15 protein-coding genes and 1 tRNA gene are annotated in these 12,726 nt (G+C 66.7%); 8 read left to right on the top strand and 8 right to left on the bottom strand.

Features of this window, described 5'->3' with window-relative positions:
* Positions 1-57: 57 nt before the first annotated feature.
* From pal to queC, 4 genes are all read left to right on the top strand, one after another.
* A complete protein-coding gene (pal, locus tag SriyCCGPB3_RS16585) occupies positions 58-576 on the top strand; it encodes a peptidoglycan-associated lipoprotein Pal (protein ID WP_032128527.1) in 519 nt (172 codons plus the stop codon).
* 3 nt (positions 577-579) lie between these two features.
* On the top strand, positions 580-1,398 hold the full coding sequence (ybgF, locus tag SriyCCGPB3_RS16580) for a tol-pal system protein YbgF (RefSeq protein ID WP_054172360.1): 819 nt from the start codon (positions 580-582) through the stop codon (positions 1,396-1,398).
* A gap of 301 nt (positions 1,399-1,699) precedes the next feature.
* On the top strand, positions 1,700-2,401 hold the full coding sequence (gene queE, locus SriyCCGPB3_RS16575; RefSeq protein ID WP_350259509.1) for a 7-carboxy-7-deazaguanine synthase QueE: 702 nt from the start codon (positions 1,700-1,702) through the stop codon (positions 2,399-2,401).
* 78 nt (positions 2,402-2,479) lie between these two features.
* Positions 2,480-3,145: a 7-cyano-7-deazaguanine synthase QueC gene (gene queC / locus SriyCCGPB3_RS16570; RefSeq protein WP_014038216.1), complete on the top strand. Its 666-nt coding sequence runs from the start codon at positions 2,480-2,482 to the stop codon at positions 3,143-3,145.
* 181 nt (positions 3,146-3,326) lie between these two features.
* Here the strand turns inward: queC and SriyCCGPB3_RS16565 are convergent, their stop codons facing one another.
* The gene (locus SriyCCGPB3_RS16565; RefSeq protein WP_153855710.1) at positions 3,327-4,283 is read right to left on the bottom strand and encodes a DUF2268 domain-containing putative Zn-dependent protease; all 957 of its coding nucleotides are present in this window, start codon (positions 4,281-4,283) and stop codon (positions 3,327-3,329) included.
* 178 nt (positions 4,284-4,461) lie between these two features.
* On the opposite strand from SriyCCGPB3_RS16565, the gene SriyCCGPB3_RS16560 reads away from it, so the two are divergent.
* Positions 4,462-4,537: transfer RNA gene (locus tag SriyCCGPB3_RS16560), tRNA-Lys, on the top strand.
* 76 nt (positions 4,538-4,613) lie between these two features.
* Here SriyCCGPB3_RS16560 and SriyCCGPB3_RS16555 read toward each other — a convergent pair.
* Positions 4,614-4,952 carry a hypothetical protein gene (locus SriyCCGPB3_RS16555; RefSeq protein WP_153855711.1) on the bottom strand — a complete coding sequence of 113 codons (339 nt, stop codon included), beginning with the start codon at positions 4,950-4,952 and terminating at the stop codon, positions 4,614-4,616.
* Between the two features lie 231 nt (positions 4,953-5,183).
* On the opposite strand from SriyCCGPB3_RS16555, the gene SriyCCGPB3_RS16550 reads away from it, so the two are divergent.
* Together SriyCCGPB3_RS16550 and SriyCCGPB3_RS16545 are read left to right on the top strand one after the other, a co-directional pair.
* Positions 5,184-6,026: an alpha/beta hydrolase gene (locus SriyCCGPB3_RS16550; RefSeq protein ID WP_153855712.1), complete on the top strand. Its 843-nt coding sequence runs from the start codon at positions 5,184-5,186 to the stop codon at positions 6,024-6,026.
* 82 nt (positions 6,027-6,108) lie between these two features.
* A complete protein-coding gene (locus tag SriyCCGPB3_RS16545; RefSeq protein WP_153855713.1) occupies positions 6,109-7,047 on the top strand; it encodes an alpha/beta hydrolase in 939 nt (312 codons plus the stop codon).
* Positions 7,048-7,084: 37 nt separating this feature from the next.
* Here the strand turns inward: SriyCCGPB3_RS16545 and SriyCCGPB3_RS16540 are convergent, their stop codons facing one another.
* Together SriyCCGPB3_RS16540 and SriyCCGPB3_RS16535 are read right to left on the bottom strand one after the other, a co-directional pair.
* On the bottom strand, positions 7,085-7,510 hold the full coding sequence (locus tag SriyCCGPB3_RS16540) for a response regulator (RefSeq protein WP_049400506.1): 426 nt from the start codon (positions 7,508-7,510) through the stop codon (positions 7,085-7,087).
* A 94-nt stretch (positions 7,511-7,604) separates the two neighbouring features.
* A complete protein-coding gene (locus SriyCCGPB3_RS16535) occupies positions 7,605-8,372 on the bottom strand; it encodes a CPBP family glutamic-type intramembrane protease (protein WP_153855714.1) in 768 nt (255 codons plus the stop codon).
* 149 nt (positions 8,373-8,521) lie between these two features.
* Here SriyCCGPB3_RS16535 and SriyCCGPB3_RS16530 point away from each other — a divergent pair, with 149 nt between their 5' ends.
* Positions 8,522-8,830: a zf-TFIIB domain-containing protein gene (locus tag SriyCCGPB3_RS16530; protein ID WP_132810656.1), complete on the top strand. Its 309-nt coding sequence runs from the start codon at positions 8,522-8,524 to the stop codon at positions 8,828-8,830.
* A gap of 89 nt (positions 8,831-8,919) precedes the next feature.
* Here SriyCCGPB3_RS16530 and SriyCCGPB3_RS16525 read toward each other — a convergent pair whose 3' ends face one another.
* The 4 genes from SriyCCGPB3_RS16525 to SriyCCGPB3_RS16510 form a co-directional block, all read right to left on the bottom strand.
* The gene (locus SriyCCGPB3_RS16525; protein WP_153855715.1) at positions 8,920-9,432 is read right to left on the bottom strand and encodes a GNAT family N-acetyltransferase; all 513 of its coding nucleotides are present in this window, start codon (positions 9,430-9,432) and stop codon (positions 8,920-8,922) included.
* Positions 9,433-9,513: 81 nt separating this feature from the next.
* The gene (locus SriyCCGPB3_RS16520) at positions 9,514-10,434 is read right to left on the bottom strand and encodes a copper resistance protein B (RefSeq protein ID WP_350259508.1); all 921 of its coding nucleotides are present in this window, start codon (positions 10,432-10,434) and stop codon (positions 9,514-9,516) included.
* Positions 10,431-12,257 carry a copper resistance system multicopper oxidase gene (locus SriyCCGPB3_RS16515; protein ID WP_164162465.1) on the bottom strand — a complete coding sequence of 609 codons (1,827 nt, stop codon included), beginning with the start codon at positions 12,255-12,257 and terminating at the stop codon, positions 10,431-10,433. Before SriyCCGPB3_RS16515 ends, SriyCCGPB3_RS16520 begins: the two co-directional genes overlap by 4 nt.
* A 75-nt stretch (positions 12,258-12,332) precedes the next feature.
* Positions 12,333-12,716: a CopL family metal-binding regulatory protein gene (locus tag SriyCCGPB3_RS16510; protein ID WP_153855718.1), complete on the bottom strand. Its 384-nt coding sequence runs from the start codon at positions 12,714-12,716 to the stop codon at positions 12,333-12,335.
* Positions 12,717-12,726 lie beyond the last annotated feature (10 nt).

The following is a 12,726-nucleotide window of genomic DNA, read 5'->3' as shown; positions in this document are numbered from 1 at the left end:
TTAATATTTTCGCTGTCTTGAACCCCTCATCGGCCTAGGAGCCACAAAGGTATCGCCATGAACAAGTCCACCCGCGTTCTGCTTGTTTCCCTGCTGTCTGTGGCCGTCCTGGCCGGTTGCTCGAAGAAGGTGAAGGAAGAGCCGGCAGCCCCGGTCGACACCGGCACCTCGACCACCACCCCGACCGCTCCGTCGACCTCCGGCCTGTACGGCCCGGGCGACCTGGACACCGACGCTTGCCTGCGCCAGCGCGTTGTCTACTTCGACCTGGACAAGGAAGACGTGAAGCCGGAATTCCAGGCCATCATGGCGTGCCACGCCAAGTACCTGCGTGACCGTCCGTCCTCGCGCATCACCCTGCAGGGCCACACCGACGAGCGCGGTTCGCGCGCGTACAACCAGGCCCTGGGCGAGCGTCGTGGCAACGGCGTCAACTCGGCCCTGCAGGCCAACGGTGGCTCGGCTTCGCAGCTGACCGTCGTGTCCTACGGTGAAGAGCGTCCGGTCTGCACCGAGTCGAACGAGTCCTGCTGGTCGCAGAACCGTCGCGTCGAAATCGTCTACACCGCGCAGTAATCCATGCGCATTGGCATCAAACTGATGCTGGTCGTTGCGGCAGCCCTCGTGGCTGCCGCACCGGCGCATGCACAGCGACAGAGCCTGGCTGACCGCGTCGGCGCGCTCGAGCAGCAGATGTACAACAACAGTGCCAACCAGGACCTGTTGAACCAGATCAATCAGCTGCGGCAGCAGGTCACCAGCCTGCAGGCCTCGATCGAGCAGTTGCAGCACGACAACGCCCAGCTCAAGCAGTCCGCCCAGGACCAGTACCTGGATCTGGACAGCCGCCTGAACCGGTTGGAAGGGGGCAATGCCGCCCCGGCCCTGCCGCCCGTTCCGGCGAGCGCGCCGAAGGCCGCCCCGGCCCCGGCAAAACCCGCAGCGGCGGCCACTTCCGAGCGGCCGCCTTCCGTCCATGGGGATGCCGGCAGCCTTGCCGCCACCGGCGACGAGCGCACTTCCTACAACGTCGCCTTCGATTCGCTGAAGGCCGGCAAGTACGATGATTCGGCGCAGCTGTTCCTGAGCTTCCTGCAGCTGTACCCGAACGGCGTCTATGCGCCGAACGCGCTGTACTGGCTGGGCGAGAGCTACTACGCCACCCGCAATTTCCCGATGGCCGAGACCCAGTTCCGTGAACTGCTCTCGCGCTATCCGACCCACGACAAGGCCGCTGGCGGCCTGCTCAAGGTTGGCCTCTCGCAGTACGGCGAGGGCAAGGTCGACCAGGCCCAGCAGACGCTGGAGACCGTCGTGGCACAGTACCCCGGCTCGGACGCCGCGCGTACCGCGCAGGACCGCCTGCAGTCGATCCGTCTCGGCAAGCAGATCCGCTGATCCGCTGACCGGGCGTACAATATGTGTCCTGTAGAGCCGAGCCCACGCTCGGCTGCTTTCGTTTCCGGTTCGGCAAACCCGCCCGGATCCGGCAGCGCCGGGCCATGCCCGGCGGCTCGCATTACCGGCTGGGCCACACCCGACCGGCCGCTGTTGTAGAGCCGAGCCATGCTCGGCTGCTTTCGTTACCGGCTGGGCCGTGCCCGTCCGGTTGCTGTTGTAGAGCCGAGCCATGCTCGGCTGCTTTCGTTACCGGCCACGGTAGCCCACCCGCCACGTGTCCCACCAAGAAGTCCCCGCCATGACCGCCGTTACCCCGTCCAGCGCCGCCGCCACGCCCAGCGAGATCGTGCAGTCGCCCCTGCCACGCCTGAAGATCACCGAGATCTTCACCTCGCTGCAGGGCGAAGCCGATACCGCCGGCTGGCCGACCGTGTTCGTGCGCCTGACCGGCTGCCCGCTGCGTTGCCAGTACTGCGACACCGCCTATGCCTTCCACGGCGGCACCTGGTGGGACATCGACGACATCGTGGCCGAGGTGCTGGCCCAGGGCGTGCGCCACGTCTGCGTGACCGGTGGCGAGCCGCTGGCACAGAAGCGCTGCCTGGTACTGCTGCAGAAGCTGTGCGACGCCGGCATGGACGTCTCGCTGGAAACCTCCGGCGCGCTGGACGTCAGCGCCGTGGACCCCCGGGTATCGCGCGTGGTCGACATCAAGACCCCGGGTTCGGCCGAAGTGGCGCGCAACCGCCTGGAAAACCTGCCGCTGCTGACCGCGCGCGACCAGATCAAGTTCGTCATCTGCAACCGCGAGGATTACGACTGGGCCAAGGCGATGGTGGCCGAGCACGATCTGGTGAAGCGTTGCACCGTGTTCTTCTCGCCGAGCAAGGGTGAGATCACCGCGCGCCAGCTGGCCGACTGGATCGTCGAAGACCGGCTGCCGGTGCGCTTCCAGATGCAGTTGCATAAAATCCTGTGGAACGACGAGCCGGGCCGATGAGCCGGCGCAGCGTTCCCTGATGTAGCTCCGGCGCGGGACAGCGTGCTGGCTTTCCCCTCCCAACCGGATGTTTTACCCATGAAGAAGGCAGTCGTGCTTCTCTCCGGCGGCATGGATTCAGCCGCCGTCATCGCCATGGCCCAGGAACAGGGCTTCGCCGTGCATGCCCTGAGCGTGCGCTACGGCCAGCGCCATACCTCCGAACTGGATGCCGCCGCCCGCGTGGCCAAGGCCCAGGGCGTGGTCGCGCACAAGACCGTGGACGTGGACCTGCGCAGCATTGGTGGCTCGGCGCTGACCGACGATATCGACGTGCCCGAGGCCGGCGGTGCCGGCATCCCGGTCACCTACGTACCGGCGCGCAACACCATCATGTTGTCGCTGGCGCTGGGCTGGGCCGAAGTGCTTGGCGCCAACGACATCTTCTGCGGCGTCAACGCCGTGGACTACTCCGGCTACCCGGACTGCCGCCCAGAGTTCGTGGCCGCGTTCCAGGCACTGGCCAACCTGGCTACCAAGTCGGGCGTGGAAGGCGCAGGCATCAAGGTGCACGCGCCGCTGCAGTTCCTCAGCAAGGGCCAGATCGTCAGCGAAGGCGTGCGTCTGGGCGTGGACTTCGGCCTGACCGTGTCCTGCTACAACGCCGACGCCAACGGCGCCGCCTGTGGCCACTGCGATGCCTGCCGCCTGCGCGCGCAAGGCTTTGCCGAAGCCGGCGTCGCCGACCCGACGCTGTACGCCTGACCGCGTCTGGTAGAGCCGGCCGCTGGCCGGCTTCCCTGATGGGTGTGAATTCCAAGATGGTGGGTGCGAACTGCTCCTCGGTGGGTGCGAACCTTGGTTCGCACTCCCTGACCCGCCGGGCAGGTCTGACTATGGTGGGTGCCAACCTTGGTTGGCACTGTCTGCCAGGCAAGGCCCGGCGTTATCTCTGCCGCAACCACCCCGACGCGTCAATAAACGCCCGCACCGCCCCCGGGTCGGCATAGTCCAGCTCGATCATCCGCGCGATCGCCGCCTTCTCATCAGCCTGCTGTCGCATGTACTCCTGCGCGATGCGATACCCGGCGTAATAGCCCACATCACTCACCCCGAACGGATTGCGGGCGCTGTTGTACAGCCAGTTGTCCAGGTCATCGCCGTCCATCTCAGCGATGAAGCGCGTGCGGATTTCCGCCTCGTGTGTTGCGCCGTAGTCGTAGAAGGGCAATGCCGGCCGGCGCCCGCTCAGTCGCTCGGCCACATACTCGGCAACACCCTCGCGTACCGCGTACTGGGCCAGGCTGCCGGTGGTCTCGCGCTGCTGGGTATGTACGTACTCGTGCAGGTTGTTCTGCGCGTTGTTCGCCCCCGGGCGGCTGTCGTAGAAGATCCGCAGGCGGCTGCGCATCGGCTCCGGCAGCTCGCTCACGTCCACGCGTTCATCGCCCAGCGCCATCTCCGCGCCGATCAGCACCTTGTCACCCAGCGTGGTGCCGCCGGTGCGCAGCACACCGACCGCGTAGGTGATGGTGGCCGGGCGCAGCGCCGGGTAAAGCTCCCGGAACGCGGCCAGGTCCCGTTCCAGGGTGGCGCTGGCCTGCTGCGCGTTGGCGGTCAATGGGCGTACCGACGTCCAGAAGCGCGGCCACGCACGCATGGCCTCGGCGTACTCGCGGGCGGTGTAGTGGCGCACCTGCATCAGTGCACGCAGGCCAGGGCTGCCCGGATCGATGTAGCGCTGCTGGACGAGTGCCACCTGGCGTTCGACGTCGGGCTCGGCGCGCACCGCGTCATAGGTGGCCCAGAAGCGGCCGATATCATCGGTGACGACCTGGGAAGGGGCGGCCAGTACCGAACATGGCAGCAACAAGGCAGCAATCAGGCTGACGATCAGACGCATCCATGGCTCCGGGGAAGGATCACAGATGGGATGCGACGGCGGCCCGGAAGGTTTAAGCGGGCTCACCAGATCGGGTAGTGCCGGCCGCTGGCCGGCACCTTCGGCACACCCGGGCTTCGCGCTGCCCGCCAAAGTAGGGTAGAATGCCCACCCCGCCGAAAGGCTGGGGCAGTGCAATGGGCCGTTAGCTCAGTCGGTAGAGCAGAAGACTTTTAATCTTTTGGTCGAAGGTTCGAATCCTTCACGGCCCACCATTGCATCCAATGACCCAGGTCATTCAGAAAGGCACCGCCAAGCGGTGCCTTTTTTGTTGCTCCCGGTGCCGGGCTCCTACTTCGTCCGCGCTCCCTTTGCCGTTGCGGCTGCTGCGTCAGCAGCCTCCTGTGCAGCCGTTGCTGCGGCATTCGCAGAGCGCTCGATCGCGACGCGTTCCGCCTCGAAATCGGCCCGGCGCTGTGCACTCATCCTGCGCTCCAGTTCCATCGATGCGACGAAGCTCTCCGGATACTTCGAGGCACAGGCCTGTTGCACCAGCTGCACCGCGTGATCGGACAACCCCGGCTGGATATGACCCAGCAGGCAGTCCGCATACGACGCAGATGTGGATTGGCTCCCTGTGGGTTGCGGTGAGCCTGCGGCAAGGGCAACAGCAATCAATGCACTCAACATCGAAACCTCCTTGTAGTGGTCGGCTAGGGCGGCTGGGGCTGTCAGCTTCGAGCATAGCGCCATCCTGGCCCGTCGTCGCTCGGCGGGCGCATCATGGTTCCAGCACGCATGGACCAGAATCGAGCGTTCGGCAGGGATGTGCCTTCGCGTGAATCCATCGCATTGCAGTGCGACCCACCCGGCTCGAGGCCCTGACGCTATGCTCGGCACTTTCCCAGGATGGGCCGTCCCATGCGTCTGATCGTGCTGTCGCTGTTGTTGTCCGTCGTCTCCGCCGCACCGCTGATGGCCGCCGAAACCACGTCGCCCGCTGCCGCCACACCCCTGGTGATCGGCGAGACCTTCACCATTGAGTCGAAGGTGCTTGGCGAAACCCGTCGCATCAATGTCTATCGCCCGCAGCCATGGGGCCTGGACCCGAAGGCGCCGTTGCCGGTGTTGTACATGCCCGACGGCGGCATCGGTGAAGACTTCCTGCATGTGGCCGGGCTGGTGCAGGTGCTGAGCGGCAACGGCAGCATGCGTCCGTTCCTGCTGGTTGGCATCGAGAACACCGAACGCCGCCGCGACATGACTGGCCCCAGCAAGGACCCGCAGGACCAGAAGATCGCGCCCCGCATTGGGGGATCGGCGGCCTACCGCGCGTTCCTGCGCGATGAACTGATGCCACAGGTACGCCAGCGCTACCCGACCACCGACGAGCGCGCGCTGATCGGTGAATCGCTGGCCGGCCTGTTCGTGGTCGAGACGCTGCTGCAGGAGCCAACACTGTTCAACAGCTACATCGCGCTGGACCCCAGCCTGTGGTGGAACCGTGGTGCAATGCTGGCCGGGGCGGCCAAGCAGCTGCCGGCGGTGACGCGTGCGCAGCCGCGCGTGTTCCTGGCCAGCAGTGGGCAGCCGGAGCTGGCCGCATCCACTGCACGACTGGCCGAGTTGCTGCAGCAGTCATCGCCATCTCCGCTGGTGAAGTACCTGCCACTGCCGGAGGAAACCCACGCGACGATCTATCATCCGGCCGCATTGCAGGCGCTGCGCACGCTCTTCCCGGCGCCGTCCCCGGCCTCGCCCTGACCGCACTGGCACCGTGTCGCATGCCATGCAAGGATGCGGCAGCGGTGCCATCCGGTGCGCCGCCCGCAACGGGAGCGTGTGGATGCAGCGTGTGCGTGGATGGAGTGTGGCGGCCTGCCTGGCCGTGAGTGGCTGTGCGATGTCGGTGGCGCCGCCGGCAGCGCAGAGTGAAGCGAAGGAGAGCGCGGCAGCCGCTGCGCCAGGCGTGGTGCTGCCGGATACGGAAGCGTTGCGCATACATGACCCCATGGGCCGCGACTATCCGATCTGGGTGGCGCTGCCGGCCGACTATGCCGCGCACCCTGAAAAGCACTATCCGGTGCTGTACGTGACCGATGCGCTGTACAGCTTCCCCTTGGTGCGCAGCGTGCGCAACATGGTCGGGCAGAAGGGCGTCAACATCGAGGATTTCATCCTGGTCGGTTTGCCGCCGCAGGAGGGGCTGACGTCGAAGCAGAGCCGCTCGCGTGATTACACCCCCAGCAATCCGGCGCGCACCGATCCGCGTGACTACAGCGATGACGTCAGCTATGGCGGCGCCGCACACTACCGCGATTTCCTCGCCGAACGCGTGTTGCCGATGATCGATGCGCGCTACCGCACCGATCCGGCGCGACGCGCCTATGCCGGCCATTCCTATGGCGGCCTGTTCGGTGCCTACGTGCTGACCACGCGTCCGGACATGTTCCGGACCTACATCCTGTCCAGCCCGTCGCTGTGGTTCGACAACCACTTTGTGCCGCGCCTGCAGGCCGAGGCCAAGGCGCCTGCGCAGCCGACCACGGTGGTGCTGTCAGTCGGCAGCTTCGAGACGGTCAAGCCCGAACCGCGCTACTTCACCCGCAACGACATGCTGCGCCACAACGCCGAATTCGCCGAGCAGCTACGCGCCAGCGGGCATTCGTTGAAAGTGGAGAACATGGTGATCGATGACGAGGACCACTTCACGGTCTACCCGGACATGATCACCCGCGCGTTGTTGAAGGTGTTCCCGGGTACCGGGCCGTACAGCAGCGGTTGACGACCGGTTGCATCCACGCATGGCGTGGATGATTGCCTCAGGCCGCGCTGGCCTGCGGCGGCGGTATCAACGTGGCATCCGCTGCATGGCGGAAACACAGGCGGATGGCATCGAGCAGTTCGCTCATGCTGTACGGCTTGGGCAGGAAGTGGATGCCGGCGCGCAGCTGCGGCAGCACGCGGTGCTGGTCCATGCCGGAGGTGACCAGGATCGGCAGCTGCGGCAGGTGCTCGCGCACGCGGTTGGCGGTTTCGATGCCGCTGATGCCGCCCAGGCAGACGTCGGTGAACAGCAGGTCGAATGGTTCGCCGGCGTTGAGCAGGCCCAGTGCGGCCTCGGCGCTGCTGACAGCGGTGACCTGGCAGGCCTGGCTTTCCAGGGCGAGGCGACTGAGTTCCTGGGTTTCCTCGGCGTCCTCGATCAGCAGGACGCGCGGTTCCACAAAGCGCTTGGACAGCAACATGACGCGGCAACTCCGGACAACAGGGGGAGCGAAAGGCGCGCAAGTATGCGCAAGCCGGTAGTGAGCCCGGCGTGCACGGCAAGCTAAGTGGGCGTTACAGCCGCCCGCGCCGCTGGCGGCGCACGTGCCAGGCCAGCACCAGCACCGCCAGCAGGGCCGTGCCGATGCGCAGGCTGGTGGCCTGCCAGCCGAGCGCGACGGCGTCATCAAGGCTGAACACATTCCAGGCCAGGTTCATCGACACGTGCAGGACCAGGCCACACCAGAGGGTGTCGCCATCCAGATGGTCCAGCCAGGCGAAGATGAAGCCGCCCAGGGCGATTACCGCGCCAATGAACAGCGCGATGCCGCCACCGTTGAAGCCGCCGAAGCCGAGCCAGTGCACCATGCCGAACAGCAATGCCTGCGGCAGCGCGAGCAGCGGCCACGGACCACGCACGATCTTCACCAGCAGCACGAAGCCCAGGCCGCGGAACAGCACTTCCTCGGCCAGCGGGAACAGCACGCCCAGCATCGTGGCATCCAGCGTGGTCAACGCCGTGTTCGGGGTACCGAGCAGCGCCAGGCCCAGCCAGCACGGCAGGCTGGCCAACAGCACCCACATCGGGCCTCCCCAGCCATTTCCGCGCAGCCCGAGGCTGGCCGACAGACCCATGCCACGGGGCCGCAGCAGCGCGGCCAACAGTAGTGCCGCCAGCACCGCCAGCGCATTGTCCAGCAGGCTGCCGCCGTAGGGCATGGGCAGGGCAGGAATCGGAGTCCCTGCGGCCGCGGCGATATCGCGCAGGTTCAGGCCCAGGCCAACGCCCAGCAGGACCAGCAGCAGGCGCGCGGTGGTGGGCAGGCGGGACAACGCGGTCATGTACGCACTCCCTGCGGAACAGGGGCCCAGTGTGTGCGACTGCCGCCGCATCGGCGTGCGTCGGAAGTCCCTGTGCCATCGGTCATGCGTTGCCGCACAGTCATCACCGCACAGGTACAGTCGATGCAGGACCGACAGGAGCAATGCCGATGCTGTGCCCCGTGTGCAAGACCCAGACCCTGCAGATGGCCGAACGCCATGGCATCGAGATCGACTATTGCCCCGGCTGTCGGGGCGTGTGGCTGGATCGTGGTGAACTGGACAAGATCATCGAGCGCGCCGGCGCCGGTGCGGCCGTGCCGCCGCCCGCGCCTGTACAGCAGCATCCGGCATCCTCTCCGCCGCCGGTGATGCACCGTGATACCCGCCACTTGGGCCAGCGCTACGAGGACAATCGGGGCCACGGATACAAGAAAAAGAAGAAGGACAGCTTCCTGTCGGAGCTGTTCGACTTCTAGGCGCTTCGCGCTTTGTGGAGTCGAGCCATGCTCGACTGGCTGTTGCCGCCAATAGTCGAGCATGGCTCGACTCTACAGGGGGCGCGTGATCACGTCCGCCGCAGGATGAACTCGCGGTCGTGGGTGTCGCCGACGATGAAGTCGTACTCGCCGACCTTGTTGCAGCCGTAACGCGCATAGAAGCGCTGTGCGCCGAAATTTTCTTCCCACACGCCCACCCACAGGGTGCGGCGCTGCGGTTGGTCCAGCCACGCCATGAACGCGTCCATCAGGCGTGCACCGTGGCCGCCGTTCTGGTGTGTGGCCAGGATGTAGAACCGCTTCAGTTCGATGTCGCCCTCGCGTGACTCGGCATGCGGCAGGGTGTTGGCACCGGCGGCCAGATAGCCGACCACCGACTCACCGTCCATCAACAGCCAGATGGCACTGCGTGGATCGGACAGTTCGATGCGCTGCGGCTTGCTGCTGTAGTGGTCCTGCAGGAAATCGTGCAGCTCCTGCGGCGGATACGAGTCGCCCCAGGTTTCGTTGTAGGTGGTGATGGCGATCGCCGACAGGGCGTCGACATCGGCAAGGGTGGCGCGGCGGATCTGCAACGACATGGCGGGGCCTGCAATGGAGCGTGGCGCAGTGTAGCCGGCCCCGGCGACTGCCGGGGCTGGCCATTGCTCACGAACCGCTGCTCAGAACCACATGCGCACGCCGGCCACCCAGCGTGTGTCGCGCGCGTGGTCACCGGCGTAGTCGGCGGTGTCGCCAAACGTGCGTTCGTGGCTGATGCCGATGTACGGCGCGAAGCGGCGGCTGAACTCATAGCGCAGGCGCAGACCGGCCTCCACCTTGTTCAGTCCGCGACCGATGCCGTACTCCGGTTCATCCTTGGCCGCGACGGTGGCTTCCAGCAGCGGCTGCAGAATCAGGCGGTTGGTCAGCAGCACGTCGTACTCGACCTCGGCCTTGGCCAGCACCTGGCCGCCGGAGCCCATGTACAGCGTGGCCGAGCTTTCGAACTTGTACGGCGCCAGGCCCTGGATGCCGACCGCTGCCCAGGTGCGCGAGTCGGCCGGGCGGAAGTCCTGGCGCACGCCGACCAGCACGTCCCACCACGGCGACACGCTGCGGCCATACAGCGCTTCCAGTGACGACGATTCGGTGCGGCCACGACTGCGTTCGCCATCGGTGCGCAGCCACAGGCGGTTGATGTTGCCGCCGATCCAGCCAGTGGCCTCCCAGGCCTGGCCGTTGCTGCTCTTGCCGTCCCAATGCTCAAGCCGGTCGATCAGCAGCAGGCTGTTGATCTCTGGCGCATGCTCCATCGCACCGTGGGCGATGGGCGGGAAGGCAGCGGCACGGTCAGCATCGGTCGGGACCGGGATCGGCTCGCGCGGTTCGGTGGGCGCGGGCGCGCCGTGACCCATCGCCGCATGATCCATCCTGGAATGGTCCATCTTCGAATGATCGACAGGTTCGACCGGTGCCTTCACGGTCTTCGCCGGCGGATCCATCGCGGCCATGTCATGACCAGCGTGCGACTGCGCGAACACCGGCAATGCGGCGGCCAGGCCCAGGGCCAGCAGGCTGGGGGAAAGCAGTGAGCGGCTCATTCTTCGATCCTCACTTCGCGCATCATGCCCGCTTCCATGTGGTACAGCAGATGGCAGTGGTAGGCCCAGCGGCCGAGCGCATCGGCGCGCACGCGGTAGCTGCGGCGGGTGCCGGGTGGCATGTCGATGGTGTGCTTGCGCAGCTGGAACTCGCCCTGCGCGTTTTCCAGATCGCTCCACACGCCGTGCAGGTGGATCGGGTGCTGCATCATGGTGTCGTTGACCAGCACGATGCGCATGCGCTCGCCGTAGTTCAGCCGCAGCGGTTCGGCGCTGGCAAACGGAATGCCATCGAACGACCAGGAGAACTTCTCCATGTGTCCGGTCAGGTGCAGCTCGATCTCGCGGCTCGGCTCGCGGCCATCCGGGTCTTCGAACAGGCTGCGCATCGCGCCGTAGGTTAGTACCTGGCGGCCGTTGTCGCGCAGGCCGATGCCGGGGTCGTCCAGCTTTGGTTCGGTAGCCGAACTCTGCATGTCCACCAGCGGGTTGTTGCGCTCGCTGGCCGGGTGCTTCGGTGCCTTGCTGGCGGTATCGGCGCCAGCCTGTGCCCCGTGGCCCATGCTGGCGCCGCAGCCGCCTTCCATGCCCTTCATCGCGGCCATGTCGTGGCCGCCGTGGCCACCACCGCCCATGTCATGGCCCGACATGCCATGGCCCATGTCGGCCATGGTCAGCAGCACGCGTGGGTCGCGCTCGGGAATCGGCGCCTGCAGGCCGTGGCGAACCGCCAGCGTGCCGGCGGCGTAGCCGGTGCGGCCCATGTCCTGGCAGAAGATCGTGTAGGCATCCTGGCCGCTCGGTTCGACGATCACATCGTAGGTTTCGGCCGGGGCGATGCGGAACTCATCGATGCTCACCGGGTGGATGTACTGGCCATCGGCGGCGACCACGGTCATCTTCAAACCAGGAATGCGCACGTCGAAGTAGGTCATCGACCCGCCATTGATGAAGCGCAGCAGCACCTTCTCGCCACTGCGGAACAGCCCGGTCCAGTTGCCCGCCGGGGCGGTGCCGTTCATCAGGTAGGTGTAGGTGTTGGCGTTGACGTCGGACAGGTCGGTCGGCGTCATCCGCATCCGTCCCCACATGCCGCGGTCAGACAGCGCCGCCGACCAGCCGTCGCGCTTCACGTCGCGCAGGAAATCCGGCAGCGTGCGCATGTAGTAGTTGTCGTACGCCGCCAGCTTCTTCATGCGGCGGAACAGCGCGCCCGGGTCCATGTCGGTCCAGTCGGACAGCATGATCACGTGCTCGCGGTCGTGCCGGTACGGCGCCGGCTCGGCGGGGTCGATGATCAGTGCACCGTACAGGCCGGCCTGCTCCTGGAACATCGAGTGGCTGTGGTACCAGTAGGTGCCCGACTGCTTCAGCTCGAAGTGGTAGTGATAGGTCTCACCGGGGCCGATGCCGTTGAAGCTCAGGCCGGGCACGCCGTCCATGTTGGCTGGCAGCAGGATGCCGTGCCAGTGGATCGAGGTCGGATGGCGTTCCAGCGTGTTGCGCACGAACAGGTCCACAGTCTGGCCTTCGCGCCAGCGCAGGATCGGTGCCGGCAGCGAGCCGTTGACGGTGATCGCCGGGCGGGTGCGGCCGGTGAAGTTGGCCAGCGATTCGCCGATGGCCAGTTCGATGCGGGTGTCGCTGAGCACGGCGGGGGCGCCGGCCAGCCGTGGGGCGGCCGTGGCGGCGGCGAGCGCGCGCTGCGGAACGCCGACAGCGGCGATGCCGGCAACCACGCCGCCGGCGGCCAGGCCCTGCACGAACAGGCGGCGCGACGGCATGGGCACAGCGCCCGGACCGGGGGGAATGCGGGTATTCATGGTGGTGACTCCAGACACGTAAAGACGCCGGCAGGCGGCCGGCTACGGTGCGCAGGGCGCACGGTGCGTGTGGAATCAGCCGATGGGAGGACGCGAGATCGGCGGCAGCGGCGGCGCCGGACGGCCAGTGGCCGGCATCGGCTGCGGGGCCAGCGACAGCGCCGGGCCGGCCATGACCGGCAGCGGCAGTACCATCAGCAGCGGGTGCTGGGCACAACTGCGCACGCAGTCCTTGATCTGGCAGTGGGCGTCGTGGGCGGGCGCCTTGGCCTGCGGGGCCTCGTCGGCCTGCATACCCGCGTGGTGGTGGCAGTCGGCAGTGTCGCCATCAACAGCAGTGGCTGCGGCGTGGGCCATCCGGCCCATTTCCTCGTGACCGCTGGCCATGGCCGCGTTCAACCCGTTGAGCAACAGGCTGAGCATGAGCACGACACGGAGCAGAGTCGAGGCCAGGGACATGGCGCTAATC

It is taken from the genome of Stenotrophomonas riyadhensis (genome assembly GCF_040256885.1).
GTDB classification, from domain to species: domain Bacteria; phylum Pseudomonadota; class Gammaproteobacteria; order Xanthomonadales; family Xanthomonadaceae; genus Stenotrophomonas; species Stenotrophomonas riyadhensis.
Note: the sequence above shows the minus strand (reverse complement) of the source record. Positions and strands in the feature narration are given on the sequence as shown.

What these genes read in the sequence shown, in the direction of transcription:
- pal (WP_032128527.1), top strand. Translation starts at nt 58, where the DNA reads ATGAACAAGTCCACCCGCGTTCTGCTTGTTTCCCTGCTGTCTGTGGCC.
- SriyCCGPB3_RS16535 (WP_153855714.1), bottom strand. Translation starts at nt 8,372, where the DNA reads ATGACCGCGTTGTCCCGCCTGCCCACCACCGCGCGCCTGCTGCTGGTC.
- SriyCCGPB3_RS16530 (WP_132810656.1), top strand. Translation starts at nt 8,522, where the DNA reads ATGCTGTGCCCCGTGTGCAAGACCCAGACCCTGCAGATGGCCGAACGC.
- SriyCCGPB3_RS16515 (WP_164162465.1), bottom strand. Translation starts at nt 12,257, where the DNA reads ATGAATACCCGCATTCCCCCCGGTCCGGGCGCTGTGCCCATGCCGTCG.
- SriyCCGPB3_RS16510 (WP_153855718.1), bottom strand. Translation starts at nt 12,716, where the DNA reads ATGTCCCTGGCCTCGACTCTGCTCCGTGTCGTGCTCATGCTCAGCCTG.
- SriyCCGPB3_RS16565 (WP_153855710.1), bottom strand. Translation starts at nt 4,283, where the DNA reads ATGCGTCTGATCGTCAGCCTGATTGCTGCCTTGTTGCTGCCATGTTCG.
- SriyCCGPB3_RS16525 (WP_153855715.1), bottom strand. Translation starts at nt 9,432, where the DNA reads ATGTCGTTGCAGATCCGCCGCGCCACCCTTGCCGATGTCGACGCCCTG.
- SriyCCGPB3_RS16545 (WP_153855713.1), top strand. Translation starts at nt 6,109, where the DNA reads ATGCAGCGTGTGCGTGGATGGAGTGTGGCGGCCTGCCTGGCCGTGAGT.
- SriyCCGPB3_RS16555 (WP_153855711.1), bottom strand. Translation starts at nt 4,952, where the DNA reads ATGTTGAGTGCATTGATTGCTGTTGCCCTTGCCGCAGGCTCACCGCAA.
- SriyCCGPB3_RS16540 (WP_049400506.1), bottom strand. Translation starts at nt 7,510, where the DNA reads ATGTTGCTGTCCAAGCGCTTTGTGGAACCGCGCGTCCTGCTGATCGAG.
- queE (WP_350259509.1), top strand. Translation starts at nt 1,700, where the DNA reads ATGACCGCCGTTACCCCGTCCAGCGCCGCCGCCACGCCCAGCGAGATC.
- queC (WP_014038216.1), top strand. Translation starts at nt 2,480, where the DNA reads ATGAAGAAGGCAGTCGTGCTTCTCTCCGGCGGCATGGATTCAGCCGCC.
- ybgF (WP_054172360.1), top strand. Translation starts at nt 580, where the DNA reads ATGCGCATTGGCATCAAACTGATGCTGGTCGTTGCGGCAGCCCTCGTG.
- SriyCCGPB3_RS16550 (WP_153855712.1), top strand. Translation starts at nt 5,184, where the DNA reads ATGCGTCTGATCGTGCTGTCGCTGTTGTTGTCCGTCGTCTCCGCCGCA.
- SriyCCGPB3_RS16520 (WP_350259508.1), bottom strand. Translation starts at nt 10,434, where the DNA reads ATGAGCCGCTCACTGCTTTCCCCCAGCCTGCTGGCCCTGGGCCTGGCC.